Origin of the sequence: Nocardia camponoti, assembly GCF_014646135.1 — a bacterium.
Lineage (GTDB): Bacteria > Actinomycetota > Actinomycetes > Mycobacteriales > Mycobacteriaceae > Nocardia > Nocardia camponoti.
In genome coordinates, this window is record NZ_BMMW01000007.1 from 26,257 (window position 1) to 39,674 (window position 13,418).

Consider the following 13,418-nt stretch of genomic DNA (forward strand, 5'->3'; position numbering starts at 1 on the left):
GCAGATGATGACGACACGAATGCCTGCCTGGACAGCGCGGTTGGTGCTGCTGGCCATCGTGGCGGTCAGCGCGGTGCTCGGCACCGGCTCGACCGCGATGGCCCAGCCCGCCGCGAACATCCCGCAGAAATACTCCGAGCTCACCGAGGAGCAGAAAAGTTGGCGCGACGCCCAGGGCGTGATCTGGTGCGGCGACCACTCCGAGTTCCCCGGCTGCGCCGGGAACCCCACCCAGGGCTACAGCTACCCGAGCGACAACAGCCTGTTCACCGTCCTGCTCAACCGCGACAACGGTGACGGCGCCAGCGGCACCAGCATCGACCTCAATCCCGGCAACGCTGTCGATGCCGCGATCGGCAAGGCCGTCGACTCGAGCTTCGGCAAGGCCGCCGAGAGCATCGGCAAGTTCGCCGGTGACCTGCTGGTCGAGTCGATGACCTGGTGGATCAACACCGACTCGATCAACCTGTCCTACGCCAACGTCATGTCAGGATCGGCGCCGGTACAGAAACTGGTCGTGTTCATCATGATGGCCGGGATCATGGTCTCCTCGATCATCATGATGCTGTCCCGCCGGGCCGAGCCGGGCGTCCAGATCCTCTGGGGCGGGCTGAAATACATGGTCATCTCCTCCCTCGCGCTGGTCGTGCTGTCCGGAGCGCTCAAGGCCGGCGACGACTTCGCCCAGCAGATGGTCGACAAAGACGCCGTCGCCTTCGGCGAACGAGTGCAGATGATGCTGGGCACCAACGTTCTCGGCAACCCCGGCGGCGTGCTGCTGCTGGGCATCATCGCGGTGATCCTCGGATTCGTGCAGTGGGTGATGGGCTTCATCCGCCAAGCCGGAATCCTGGTGCTCTACAACATGATCCTGTTCGCCGCCGCGGGACAACTGACCACCTGGGGCCGCCAGTGGTTCCCCCGCATCGCGGCCGCGTGCATCGCCCTGGTGCTCTACAAGCCGATGGCGGCGTTCATTTACTCGCTCGGGTTCAAGCTGATCGGCACCGAACAAACACTGTCGACCCTGGTCACCGGGCTGATGGTGATCGCGCTGGCGGTGATCGCGCTGCCCGCGATGATGAAGTTCTTCGACTTCATGGGCGCGCACGTCAGCGGCGGCAGCGGTGCGCTCGCCCCGATCATGGGCTCGATCGCCGGTGGCGCACTGATGGCGAACGCCTTCGGCGGCAGCTCCGGCGGATCCGAAACCTCGGGTGGGGACTCCCACGCCAACTTCATGTCCGCGACCGGCCCCTCGGCGTCCTCCGCCGAACGTGACCCCTCACCCGGCAACGGCATGACCGCGCTGCCTGGCGGTTCAGGCGGGGGCGCGATCGAAGGCGGCTCGGGCAAGGCGCTGCCACCAGGCGGCGGGAGTGGCTCGGGGAGCAGTGGCGCGGCTGGCGAGCTTGAGGCCGGGCCGAGCAGTACCAACATGCCGTCCGAACATCCCGATGCCACCGGCACCCCGAGTACCGGTGCCGCGGCGGCCGCCAATGGCGTCGACGTCTCGACCGCCGGTGGGGCCAGCACCCTGGGTGCTTCTGAAGGCGCGGGCGCGGCGGCCGGTGCGGGTGGCGCGGCTGGCGCTGGAGCAGCGGCCGCGACGGGCGGGGTCAGCATGGCAGTGAGCGCCGGAATCTCAGCCGCCTCCACTGCGGTGGACGCCGCCGACTCGGTCGCCGGGGAAATGTCCAGCGGGGCCGAGACCGGGCCGGACATGAAATGAGCAACAACACCGTTGGCGCGTTCGCGCCTCAATTCGTCATCAGCAACGCAGCACAGGGAAGGAATGACCGATGAGCGAAACACCTGGGTACGGCGGATACCGAGAGGTGACTGGCTTCGGGCTGGGCCGGGTTGGCCCGGCGGGAACTGTCGTGATCATCGCGACAGTGGTCGTGCTGGCGTTCATGACCTTCATCGACCTGTTCGTCGCGTTCTTCGGCGCGATCATCGCAATCCCCGTCCTCTCCGTCGCGGTGATCCCGATCGGCAACGCCCGTCGCACAGCGATACAGCATCTGATGTGGAACCTGCGACATGCATGGGGAAGTCGCGGTGCCAGCGACGCCTACGCCGCCGACGTCCTCACCGAGAATCCCCGGGGCGAGCACCTGCCCGGTGTTCTTGCCCCCTTGCAGCCGCTGACGGTGGAAGACGGTCAGGGCGGGCACCAGTGCCTGATCTGGAATCGCCGCACGGGCATCCTGTCGGCAATTCTGCGGGTCTCGCCAGTAGGCACTACCCTCGCCGACCAACATGACGTGAACACCTGGGTCCGCAACTACGGATCCTGGCTCGCCGACCTCGGGTTCACCCCGATCATCGCCTCGGTCGTTTTTACCTGCGAGTCCTCTCCGACCGGCGGCGTCGATCAGCGCTCCTACACCCTGGACCGCATCTCTGCTGACGCTCCCAAGCTCGCCCGGGACATCATGCAAGAGATCGTCGATCAATCGCGGCAGACCACCGCCGATGTCACGATGCGGGTGACGATCAACTTCGATATGTCCAAAGCCTCCCCGACACCAAAGACATTGTCGGCAGGCGCATCCGAAGTCGTGCGGTGGCTGCCACGCATCGAGTCCGCGCTTGCCGCCAGTGGTGCCACGGTGACCGGCCGCGCGACCACAGCGTCGGTAATCCGCAATATCCGCGCGGCGTTCGATCCGGCGGTACGCGTCGATCTCTCTGATGCTCCCGATGCAGAGGCCGATGAACTGCTCACCTGGACGGACGCAGGACCGATCAGGCACGAGACGAACTGGGACGTCTACCGTCACGACTCCGGCTACTCGGTGTCGTGGGTGTTCGATGTTCCGCCGTCAGGGGTTGTGCGTCAACACGTTCTGCTTGGGCTGGTCAGCCCTGGCAAGTACTACCGCCGGTTCTCGATGGTGTACCGGCCCTACCCTGCCGCCGAAGCCGCAGAGATTGTCGAGAACGAGATCCAGGCGGGCACGCTGCGCAGGCTCTGGAACTCCAAGACCAAGAAGGACGAGACCCAACGCGAGTTCGACGATCGCGCCCGTGCTCGCCGGGCCGCGCAGGAAGAGTCCATGGGCGCCGGCCTGGGCAGGTTCACGATGTACATCACCACGACGGTCCGCAACGAGGAAACTCTTGGTCCTGCCTGCGCAGACGTCGAGCAGCGTTATGGGACAGCCAAGCTCCAATTCCGCCGCGCTCGGGGAGCGCAAGCCGCAGCGTTTGCGACCTCCCTCGGCTACGGCATCGATCCGACCGCAGGTCTGTCGAAGTCCAAAGCTGTGAGGTGGCTCGGATGACCAGCATCCTGACTAAGGCTGAGGCCGAAATCGAGGAGACCCATCGCCGCACCGGCGCTCGTGCTGGTGTAGCGGAGCGGATGTTGTCCAAGATCGGCGTTACGCCTGCATATCGGCGCGACGAGCAAGACAGCGACGAAGACTCGACCCCGTTCAACCCCTTCGCGCCGTTCACCAACCTGCCGCCTGTCCCGGATGCCCGTGGCGACGGACGCCGCTTCGGCGGCCGCGCCCACAACGTGGATGCTGGACGGCTGTGGGGCGGGACCACCGCGCAGATCCAGGGCCTATACCCCTTCCCGGCAGCTTCCGGGGCCCGAGTCCGCGGTGTGCCATTCGGCCGACACCTGCATACGGCCGAGCCGATCGGGCTCGATCCCTCTCAGTGGATGCACGACGGGCTGGTCACCAACACCGGGATGTGGTTCCAGGGACAGCCGGGCATCGGCAAATCCGCTGGAATCAAGCGGCTCGGTGTCGGGCTCGTGGCATTCGGATTCGCCATGGTCGTGCCCGGCGATATCAAGGATGAATACAGCGAGCTTGTCGAACAGCTGGGCGGCAAGGTATTTCGCATCGGCCGCGGCCTGGACTCGTTGAACCCGCTCGATCTCGGACCGCTGCGCGCAGCGGTGCGGTCCTCAGTCGGTGCACGGCGCGAGCAGCTTGAGTCGCAGTCACGCGGCCGCCGACTGGACCTGGTGGAATCGCTGATCACGATCGTCGGTGGGCAGGATCTCACCTCCACCGAGCGGCTGCTACTGGCCATGGCCGTCGACATTGCCGACGCCGCGAACAAGCGGCACAACTTGCCTGACCCGACGATCCCCGAGATCGTCACCGTCATCGACAGCGGTAACGCCGAACTGTTCCGGGTGGTCGCCGCCGAGAACGACATCGAATACCGTCGGGCGGTCCGCGACTTCCGCAACACGCTGATGCTGTTGTGCGAGGGGCCGATCAAGGGCATGTTCGACCGGGCGTCGTCCTTCTCAGTCGACGCCGATTTGCCCGCTGTGTCGCTGTCGCTGAAGGCCGTCGAGGACGACGGCGACGACGTCGTGTCGGCGGCGATGATGTGCGCGTGGGCCTGGTCCTCTGGCCTGATCGAGGGTAAGCAGGCTGCGGGTCAACGCCGCAATGTCTTCCAGCCCCAGGACGAGCTGTGGCGCGCGCTGCGCGCCGCACCCGGATTGGTCGAGAAGTCCGACCGAATCACCCGTCTCAACCGCCACCGCGGCGTCGTCTCCGCGCAGTCGACACACTCGATCACCGACCTTGAGGCACTGCCTACCGAGGCCGACCGCGCCAAGGCCAAGGGCATGGTGGCGCGCAACGCGGTCAAGGTGATCGGCGGGCTGGACAACGCGGAAATGGAACGCCTGCACGCGATTTCGCCGTTCACGTCCGGCGAGAGAGACATGGTGACGCGCTGGTCGGCACCGCCGACCTGGGTGCCCGGTCAGCGCCACCCCGGCCGCGGCAAGTACCTGATCAAGTCCGGCAGCCGCATGGGCCTGCCGGTTTCAGTCGACCTGACCCCCGCAGAAATGAAGCTCTACAACACCGACGGCGCGTTCAGCACCACCAAGGCCAAGCGATGAGCGCCCAGCGGCCGACCCGAGAGAGGATTGTCATGCGCGAGGTCATCTTGCCCACCGCCAGGACGGACACCATTAGCGACGAGCTGGTGCTCACCGTTGTCGACGAACCGTCGGCACTACCGAGTGTCGGTGCAGACCGGCTGATCTGGTGCCCGGCGTCGGCGGCGACAGGGACCTGCAGCTGGAATCTGCTGGCCGCCATCAGCTCGGCGGCGGATGCTGACAGCATTTGCGAGCATCTGTTCACCGTCGTGGTCGACGATGCCGCGATGTTCTTCGTACCCGAAGCGAGCCTGCTCACCGCGAACCTGATGCTCGCAGCCGCTCGGGGCGGGCGAACGCTGGGAGAGGTCATCGCCTGGGTCCGGGGAGGGCAACTGGCGCCGGCGGCCGCGCTGCTCGAATCGGTCGGCGAAGCAGGAGCGGTCGAAGATCTGGAGGCCTTCGCTGCGTCCTCGCCCGGCGAGCAGGCCGCGATCTGGGCCGTTGTTCGGCAGGTGATGCTGCCGTTGGGCGCCCCAGCGACGTTGCGCGCTCTGGGCGGGCGCCCGATGCAGGGGTTCACACTGGCTGAGCCTCCGCATGTGGTGTTGTTCGCCTACTCGGTGCCGCACCTGGTCGAGGCGATCACGATCGTCGTCGACCCGCGCTCGCCCCTGGCGGGAGTAGCGAACGCTTTTCGCGCGTGGCTGGTCGTCACCGCTGCACGCTCCTACCGGCCCGTCCGGGTCCTGCGCAGCACGGTCGGAGGCCGGTGATGGGCGACAACGGGCTGGCGTGGTTCTGGATCGCGGTGATCGTCCCGGTGCTCGTCGCGGTCGGCCTCATGCGCCTGCACGCCAGCGGCACGCCCTGGTGGGTGATCATCGTCGGCGCGCTGCTGCTGGTGGTGCTCGCCGCCGCTGCCGGGTTCGGGGTGTGGAAGGTGTGGCCGCGCAACAGCGCGGAGGCGAAACTGCGGGACCACAAACAGATTCCGGACATGCTCGGCAAAGCCGCGGCCCAACGGGGTGTGGGGCTGCGGGCCTCGATCGAGTCGGCGGTGGGTGTGCCGATGCACGAACTGGCCATCAAGATTGGCAAGCTGGGCAAGCGGATGGTCTACGCCTCCTTAGAGGACTTCGTCCTGGTCATCATGGGTCCGCGCTCGAACAAGACCAGCGCCGTGGCGGTTCCGCGCATCCTGTCGGCGCCTGGCCTTGTCGTGGCGACCTCGAACAAACCCGACCTGTGGATCCTGACCAGCGAGCTGCGCGCGAAAATGACCGGCGGCCCGATCTACACCTTCGACCCGGGCAACATCGCGTACGTCTCCCAGACCTGGTGGTGGAACCCCTTTGACGGGCTGCGGACGCTCAAGCATGCCCGCAAGTTGGCCGAGCACTTCATCGACGACAATCGGGCGGGCGGCAGCGGGCAGAACGAGGACCCGTTCTTCGCTCCGACCGGCAAAAACTTGTTGTCGTGGTCGATGCTGGCGGCCGCGGTGTCGGGGCGGTCGATGCGCGATGTGATGGACTGGCTCGACTATTACAAAGACGATGCCATCGACATCCTCAAGGCACACGGACACGCCCGCGCCGGGCGAGCTCTGGCCGCGGTCCTCGACCTGCCCGCCGAGACCCGGGGTGGCGTGTTCGGTGAGGCCCAGACCGCGCTGGCCAGCGTCCAGGACGAAGACACCCTGCGCTGGATCACCCCGCCCTCCACATGGGAGCAACCCACCACCGAGAAGATCGTCGAGCTGGACCTGTGGGACCTGTTCGCCTACGAAGACGGCAAGGCACCCACGCTCTACCTGATGACCCAGGAAGGCTCGGGCAGCGCCGGAGCGGTGATCTCGGCGATGGTCGACAAGCTCTTCGAGATCGGCGATCTGGTCGCCTCCGCTCAAGGAGGCCGGATCGACCCGCCGCCGACGTTCGTGCTCGACGAGTGCGCCAACATCTGCAAGATCAAGCGGCTGCCCGAACTCGCCTCCCACCTGGGATCGAAGTCGATCTGCGTGTGCGCGATCTTCCAGTCCGAAGCCCAGATGAACTCGGTGTGGGGCAACGACAAGGCCTCAGCGCTGTGGGGCGCGTCCACGGTGCGCATCCTCGGCGCCGGTCTGCAGGACGAGCCGTTCCTCAAGAAGATCTCGGCGCTCGTCGGCACGCACCGCCCACGGGAGTCGCGGCGCTCCCACGGACCCGGCGGCACGACCTGGTCGCGGGACCTCGGCAGTCACGAGCCGATCATGCCCATCGAGGAGATCGCCGCCATGAAGAAGCGCAATGCCCTGTTGATCAGGCCGGAGAGCAAGCCGGTCCTGATCGACCTGGTTCCGTGGTACACCGAGCCCGACAAAGACGACATCGAAGCGGTCCGGGACGCGGCCTTGGCAGAGGTTCGCAAGGCTGCTGTGGAACATCTCGGCCCGACCAACCCCGTCGCGATGAAGCTGATGGCGGTCAAGACGCCGGTGGAGCTGCCGTGACCGACCCCACCCCGGACCCGAACGCGCTCGACCCCGCAGCGGTCGCTGCGCTCGTCGAGCAGGTCCGAGCGCTGTCGGAGGAGGTCTTCAACCTCCGTAAAGAAGGTCGGGTGCTGTCGACCACGGTCGAGCGCGTCGCGGGCACTGCGGCCCGATCCGCGCAGGGCCTTGACGAGTTCGAGGCCTCGCTGAGCGAGATCAGCGCCCGCCTGGCCGCTGACGTTGCTGCTGCACCTGGACCGTCGAACGCGGGCCCGACCCCCGCCGAGCAGGCCGCGCCGCCTGCTCCAGCGGCTGCTGAGATCGACGAGCTCGATATGAAGGTGCTCATGGAGTGGGTGATCGAGCACATCGGGAATTGGGCCCAGCGCAAGCTGGCCCGGACGTCGGGCTCGGCGACGGGCTGGTTGTGGTGCTCGTACTGGTACGAGCACCCCGAAGCGGTGACGATCTTGTGGCTGCTGCGCCGTGCATGGCTCGAAGCGGTCTCCCAGCCCGGCGCCGCGTTGTTCGTCTACTTCCGGGACTGCTACTACCCCGCGTTGCGACTCATCGGTGACCCCACCGGGCCGTTTCACGGGTGCACTCACGAAGAGCACAAGGACTCCCCGTTCGTCCCGGTCTACCCGCGGGGGTTCTTCGACCCGCTCCCCTAAAACCACCGCCAGGCACTTACAAATCCGTCACCGCACACTCCCCTCGGCCGTGACGAACCGTGCCTGGCGTTCATGGCGGGAGGACGTTGCGACCCGACACATGCAAGGCTGGACATCCCCAGACCAGCCGTCGGGGCAACGTCCTCCCGCGCTCGGCCAATTCTTCTGCGCCACAGCCTGATTAGTAGACGTAGAGGGCGCTCGGCAGCGACTAATTCGTGTGCAAAGCTGGGCGAGGTAGCACCTAGCTCGCCCAGCGGGCCGCCTACTGGAGCGGCCTCGGGGACTGACCACCGCCCTTTCACCGAACTTCAGCATCCGTCTAGGTCCGCCTCCTGTCCAGGCTGGGAGACTGGGCGGATGGAACTGAACGGCAGGCCGGTGACGCCGCAGGAGTTGGCAGTGCTCGGGCTGGTTGGCTATGGACACTTCACCTCCATGAGGGTCGAACGCGGTGGCGCGGTGCGCGGTCTATCTCTGCACCTGGCCCGATTGATCCGTGACTGTCGCGAGGTATTCGCGATCGACCTCGACACCGATCACGTCCGCCGACTCGTCCGCGACGCGGTGGGCGAGGTGAGTGAGCCGATGGTCGCGCGGGTCACCGTGTTCGACCCCCGGCTCGAACTCGGCAGGCCGGGCGCGGCCGCCGACCCGCAGATCCTGGTCACCAGCCGCAAGGCGCCCGCCACCCCGCTCGGCCCGCTGAGTTTGCAGTCCGCGGTCTATGCCCGCGATTTGCCCAGGGTCAAGCACATCGGGTTGTTCGGCGCCATGCACCAGCGTGCTGCGGCCCAGCGCGCCGGTTTCGATGACGTCGTCTTCACCACCGCGGAGAGCGCGATCAGCGAGATCGCTACCAGCAACATCGGTTTCATCCGCGACGGTCATCTGATCTGGCCGCACGCCGACGTGCTGCCCGGCACCACGATGCAACTGATCAGCCAGACCCGCGACGAAGATGTGCTCGTCGAGAAGGTCACCCTCGCCGACCTAGACCAGTTTGATGCGGTGATCGCCACCAACGCCGCAGTCGGTGTGCGAGCGGTCAGCAACATCGACGACACCACCTGGTCGACCGAGCACGAGATGATCGAGATTCTGCGCAAGCAGTACGAATCGATTCCGCCAGAACAGATCTAGCGAATCGGCAGTTTCCCATCCCTGTGGCTAGGCTCAGGTGCCAGCGCACAGGGATGGGAGCCTGCACTCGATGATCACGCTGCTCGACAAGTGGACCGGTGCCGAGGTGCGCGCGCTGCGCCTGGCTCGTCGGATGAGCTTGGTGGAGTTCGCGGCGCATCTCGGTGTCGATGACCGGCTGGTGTCCAAGTGGGAGGCTGGCGGTGCGAAGGTGCGGCCACGACCGGTGAACCAGGCAGCGCTGGATACCTCCCTGTCGCGGTTGACCAACGACGAGCGACTGCGTTTCACCGAACGGGTTTCACCGGACATGGTCTCGGAGACCCGTGACACCGATGTGCCGATGCAGCCGACCACCGCGCGGCACCCGATCGACGGCAAGTTGATGACCTGGATCCCGGCGGGGATCTATCTGTCCGGTCTCCAGGAGACAGTCGAGTGGGTCGACGGGTTCTTCCTCGACATCTTCCCCGTGACGAACTCCGACTATGCCCGGTTCGTCGCGGCGACCGCGCACCGGCCGCCTCAGCATTGGATCGACGGACGGCCGGCGCCGGAGATCGCCGATCACCCGGTGGTGTGGGTCAGCCACCACGACGCGGCCGCGTACGCGCGATGGGCGGGCAAGTCGTTGCCCTCCGCGACCCAGTGGGAGAAGTCCGCCCGCGGCACCCGGGGCAACGACTGGCCATGGGGTAACCAACCAACCCCGGCCAAGGTGAACTGTCGCGGCACCGGACCCAACACCACGACCCCGGTCGACCGGTACAAGTCCGGGGTGAGCCCGTACGGGGTCTATGACCTGTGCGGCAACACCTGGGAGTGGCTGGCCACCGAAGGCCAATCGCCTGGCCGCTATCAGCTCAAAGGTTCGGCGTTCACCAGCCCGTTCGACCGGGCCTTGCCCGCGATGTTCAACGACGCCGACTCCACGATGCTCGACGACGACACGGGATTCCGTTGCGCCACAACCGACATGGCGTCAGCGGCAGGCGCCCGCTGACCATCCGGTCTCTGTACCCTCGAGGTATTCCGGCACGTCGAAGGGGACTTGGGTCGTGGCCACGTTCGAGGACAAGTACCAAGCCGTACTGACCTACCTGCGCGACAACCAGCCGAACCTCGGCCAGATCGCCAAGGTCGACACCTACCTCACCGAAACAAACGCAGCGTTCGAGGCAGCCGAGCTGGACCCTCAGCGGCGGTTGGAGCTGATTGAGCTGCGCAACGAAGCGATGACCGCCGCGACGTCGGCACGCCGATCCGCACAACAGGCCGACCAGGCTCTGCGCGACGAAATCGCGGCTGCACTCTCCATTCGCAAGGCCTCACCCCTGACAGCCGCCCGCCGAATTTCACCCTCAGTCGCCACCGACAACTACACGCCACCACTGCAGTACCCGGGACATGACCGAGACCGGGGCATCTCACGTTAGTTGCTCGGTCACCCGGATGTGTCGGTGTGGTCTGCGATCCTGGGGAGGGATGAGCGCGGAGGTAGACCGGTGACAACTGACAGCCAATTCGATGCCGCTGGGCCAACGGTGCTGTCCGACGCCGACGTTGAGCTGCTGTCGGGTCTGTCGGCGCCGACGTTGCGCGCGTTCGCCGCGGCGCTTCGGATGTCGTCGCTGGCAGAGAAGACGCAACTGACTTACGTCGAGCGCGTGCACGATTTCCTGCGCTGGCTCGACGCAGCCCGCCATCCCGCCGCGCTGACGACGACCGCTGGACTGAACGGGGCAGCGGCCGCCTACATCACCGGGTTGCAGGACCGCGCCGTCGCCGACTCCACGCTCAACGTGTCGCTGGCCGCGCTCGATGCGCTCGGCCAGTGGCTTGGGCTCGGTTCGATCAGCGCGCCGCGTGCCGTGGTCGACCAGATCACGCCGAAAACGCTCGATCAGCGCCAGCACAGTGCCCTGCTGCGGGCCGCGGCCGCGCGACCGTTGCGGGACTACGCGCTGATCAGCGTCGCGCTCGATGCAGGTCCGCGCCAATCGGAGCTGGCCGCGCTCAACATCGCCGACATCGAACTGGACCCCGCCGCCGGGCGCGGCCGCGCCACCCTCACCAGCCCGAACAAGACCCAACGTCAAGTCCCCCTTGGGCCCGGATGCGTGGCGGTCCTCAACGTCCTGCTGGCAGATCGACGGCGCACCCCCGACGCCGAATCCCGGCGGCAGCGGGCATTGTTCGTCGGCTCGATGCGGCCGACGCGGTTGTCCGAGCGCAGCATCGACCGCATCGTGCGCGAGGTCGGCCGATCGGCCAACCCACCCATGGAGATCTCCCCCAGCACGCTGCGCAACACCTGCGAGGCCCGGCTGCTCGCGGCGGGTCGCAACCTCGACGAAGTGGCGACGTTGATGGGTCAGCAGCAGCCCAATCTCACCCGCATTCGGGCTCTGGTCCCGCCGCCGCAGATGGAACTCGACTTCACCGTCTAGGACCGGGACCAACCGGAGTACGGCTGTCGCCGAACCCCTTCGATATCGGTCGCCGACCTCGTGCCCGCCGGTAGCCGCTGGGCAGCAAGTGCCCCGCACGTGAGTCGAATCTGTGAATACCTCCCGGCGTAGCGCGCCCGCGCCGATATCTGTCGGTGCCCTCGTCTACAGTGCGAAATCGCGGTGAATGCCGTGGGCCAAGTTCAGGCCCGAGCGATGAGCGACCCGTGATCGCCTATCAGTGTCTCGCAGGTGCCCCGCACCGAACCACCTCTACACCTTCACTTTTGCCGCGATGCTTCGGCCTGATATCCGCGCGGTGGTCACGGGCTCACCGTCGATGGGGTTCGCCATGCCGAAAGACCATGCCCGCAAAAACGCTCTCGCCCAACTGAAGCGCGAGTACGAGATCCGCCATCACGACGCGATCGCACTGCTCGACCATCCAGACGGCGACGAGCGCGACACGATGCTGTTCTACCTGGCCAGTTACGAGCACATCACCACCTACGACGAGGCGCTCGCCGAGCTGCACGACCCGCTCAACCAGACCCTGTGCGAGACCTGCGGCTGGACTCTTCGGATGGTCTGCCCGGAATGCCCCGGATGTGGCTGCTACAACGGCCGATGCTCGGGATGGCGCCACCGCGAAGACATGGCCGCGACCGGCGATGACGATGGCTTGCGGGAGATGCGCAGCTGCGCTGAATGTGGCGGGGACACCGAAGCCTATTACGGATGCGACTGCGACTGATGACCCCTCCGCGTTGCCCTGATCCCGGTCCGCTGCTGAACCGCGGACTGGCAGTGTTCCCGCTCCCACCAGGGGCCAAAGCCGCGCCGGCAGGCTGGCAGCACACCATCATCACCGTCGGCGCGTCCGCGCTGGAAGCAGTTCGCGCGAGCTGGCCGACGATGTCCAACATCGGTATCGCCTGCCGCGCATCGGGAGTCATCGGCATCGACTTGGACCGCCACACCACCGGCCACGGTGCCAATGTCGGCGCCGATGGCGTAGACCAGTTCGCCCAGATATGCCGGTGGCATCGCCGACGATGGCCGCACACCTTGGAGGTCGCGACTCCCAACGACGGCCGCCACCTACTGTTCCGAGTGCCGCCAGGTGTGGTCGTGGAATCAGTGTCGGGCGGGACGTCCCGGCTCGGTCCGGGAATCGATATTCGAGGCACCGGCTACAGGCTCGGCGGCTACCTAGCAGGACCGGGGTCGGTGGTCGGCGGCCGCGAGTACACGATCGCGGTCGACACCGACATCGCGATGCTGCCGGACTGGCTCGTCGCACTGATCGGGAAGCGAGATCGTCGATGAAATTCCGGATCACCGGTACCCTCGACGAGCTGCGGCGTGCCCGTGCCCTGCTCGGGGAGACCTTCGATGTTCGTGAGGCGTCCCAGCCCTACCTCAACCGTGGCGATTCCACCCTGTACCGCCTCTACATCGACGCCGAACTCCCCACCGACGCAACAGACCCTGCGGCCGGGGGCTGACCAACCGAGTCAGGAGGACGCCGCCACAGGCGTGACGGTGAAGCTCACCTTGCGGGGATCCATGCCCGCCGAGACCACCTCGTCGATCACTTCGTCGAGGATGTCGATCCAGCGCATCGCCTCCGAGACGCCCTGCAGCCCATGCAGTTCGTGGCACTCGACGAGGAGCCTGGTCACAGCGGCCTCGTCACCAGTGAGGTGGGCGAGATGGATCGCGCACGCTCGGTTCATGATGTCGTGTGTGGGACTGGCTGGTTCGGTCATCGGTTGATCATCGGCCACCAC

General features: G+C 66.5%; 14 protein-coding genes. 13 read left to right on the forward strand and 1 reads right to left on the reverse strand.

All coding sequences use genetic code 11. The annotated features are described in order from the left end of the window. Nucleotides 1-43: 43 nt before the first annotated feature. The 13 genes from IEX78_RS23065 to IEX78_RS23125 all read left to right on the forward strand — a co-directional run bounded on the left by IEX78_RS23065 (nucleotide 44) and on the right by IEX78_RS23125 (nucleotide 13,133). Nucleotides 44-1,732 carry a hypothetical protein gene (locus IEX78_RS23065; protein WP_188831176.1) on the forward strand — a complete coding sequence of 563 codons (1,689 nt, stop codon included), beginning with the start codon at nucleotides 44-46 and terminating at the stop codon, nucleotides 1,730-1,732. 70 nt (nucleotides 1,733-1,802) lie between these two features. After that, nucleotides 1,803-3,293 (forward strand): SCO6880 family protein, encoded by a 1,491-nt coding sequence (locus tag IEX78_RS23070; protein WP_188831177.1) that lies wholly within the window; start codon nucleotides 1,803-1,805, stop codon nucleotides 3,291-3,293. Beyond that, nucleotides 3,290-4,897, forward strand: a complete 1,608-nt coding sequence (locus tag IEX78_RS23075; protein WP_229684274.1) for a hypothetical protein — start codon at nucleotides 3,290-3,292, stop codon at nucleotides 4,895-4,897. Before IEX78_RS23070 ends, IEX78_RS23075 begins: the two co-directional genes overlap by 4 nt. Before the next feature lie 32 nt (nucleotides 4,898-4,929). Then, nucleotides 4,930-5,655 carry a hypothetical protein gene (locus IEX78_RS23080; protein WP_188831178.1) on the forward strand — a complete coding sequence of 242 codons (726 nt, stop codon included), beginning with the start codon at nucleotides 4,930-4,932 and terminating at the stop codon, nucleotides 5,653-5,655. Next, nucleotides 5,655-7,376, forward strand: coding sequence for a type IV secretory system conjugative DNA transfer family protein (locus IEX78_RS23085; RefSeq protein WP_229684277.1), 1,722 nt, complete (start codon nucleotides 5,655-5,657; stop codon nucleotides 7,374-7,376). The genes IEX78_RS23080 and IEX78_RS23085 overlap by 1 nt, the downstream gene beginning before the upstream one ends. Continuing rightward, the gene (locus IEX78_RS23090; RefSeq protein ID WP_188831180.1) at nucleotides 7,373-8,032 is read left to right on the forward strand and encodes a DUF4913 domain-containing protein; all 660 of its coding nucleotides are present in this window, start codon (nucleotides 7,373-7,375) and stop codon (nucleotides 8,030-8,032) included. Before IEX78_RS23085 ends, IEX78_RS23090 begins: the two co-directional genes overlap by 4 nt. Before the next feature lie 360 nt (nucleotides 8,033-8,392). Continuing rightward, a complete protein-coding gene (locus tag IEX78_RS23095) occupies nucleotides 8,393-9,175 on the forward strand; it encodes an aminotransferase class IV family protein (RefSeq protein WP_188831181.1) in 783 nt (260 codons plus the stop codon). Nucleotides 9,176-9,245: 70 nt separating this feature from the next. Next, nucleotides 9,246-10,178: an SUMF1/EgtB/PvdO family nonheme iron enzyme gene (locus IEX78_RS23100; protein ID WP_229684281.1), complete on the forward strand. Its 933-nt coding sequence runs from the start codon at nucleotides 9,246-9,248 to the stop codon at nucleotides 10,176-10,178. A gap of 55 nt (nucleotides 10,179-10,233) precedes the next feature. Beyond that, entirely contained in the window at nucleotides 10,234-10,611 is a 378-nt protein-coding gene (locus tag IEX78_RS23105) for a hypothetical protein (RefSeq protein ID WP_188831182.1), read from the forward strand. Between the two features lie 69 nt (nucleotides 10,612-10,680). Continuing rightward, nucleotides 10,681-11,625 carry a tyrosine-type recombinase/integrase gene (locus IEX78_RS23110; RefSeq protein ID WP_188831183.1) on the forward strand — a complete coding sequence of 315 codons (945 nt, stop codon included), beginning with the start codon at nucleotides 10,681-10,683 and terminating at the stop codon, nucleotides 11,623-11,625. Nucleotides 11,626-11,977: 352 nt separating this feature from the next. Beyond that, nucleotides 11,978-12,379, forward strand: coding sequence for a hypothetical protein (locus IEX78_RS23115; protein ID WP_188831184.1), 402 nt, complete (start codon nucleotides 11,978-11,980; stop codon nucleotides 12,377-12,379). Then, the gene (locus IEX78_RS23120; protein WP_188831185.1) at nucleotides 12,379-12,954 is read left to right on the forward strand and encodes a bifunctional DNA primase/polymerase; all 576 of its coding nucleotides are present in this window, start codon (nucleotides 12,379-12,381) and stop codon (nucleotides 12,952-12,954) included. The genes IEX78_RS23115 and IEX78_RS23120 overlap by 1 nt, the downstream gene beginning before the upstream one ends. Continuing rightward, nucleotides 12,951-13,133 (forward strand): hypothetical protein, encoded by a 183-nt coding sequence (locus tag IEX78_RS23125; RefSeq protein ID WP_188831186.1) that lies wholly within the window; start codon nucleotides 12,951-12,953, stop codon nucleotides 13,131-13,133. Before IEX78_RS23120 ends, IEX78_RS23125 begins: the two co-directional genes overlap by 4 nt. A gap of 9 nt (nucleotides 13,134-13,142) precedes the next feature. Here the strand turns inward: IEX78_RS23125 and IEX78_RS23130 are convergent, their stop codons facing one another. Then, nucleotides 13,143-13,397 (reverse strand): hypothetical protein, encoded by a 255-nt coding sequence (locus tag IEX78_RS23130; protein WP_188831187.1) that lies wholly within the window; start codon nucleotides 13,395-13,397, stop codon nucleotides 13,143-13,145. Nucleotides 13,398-13,418: the final 21 nt, after the last annotated feature.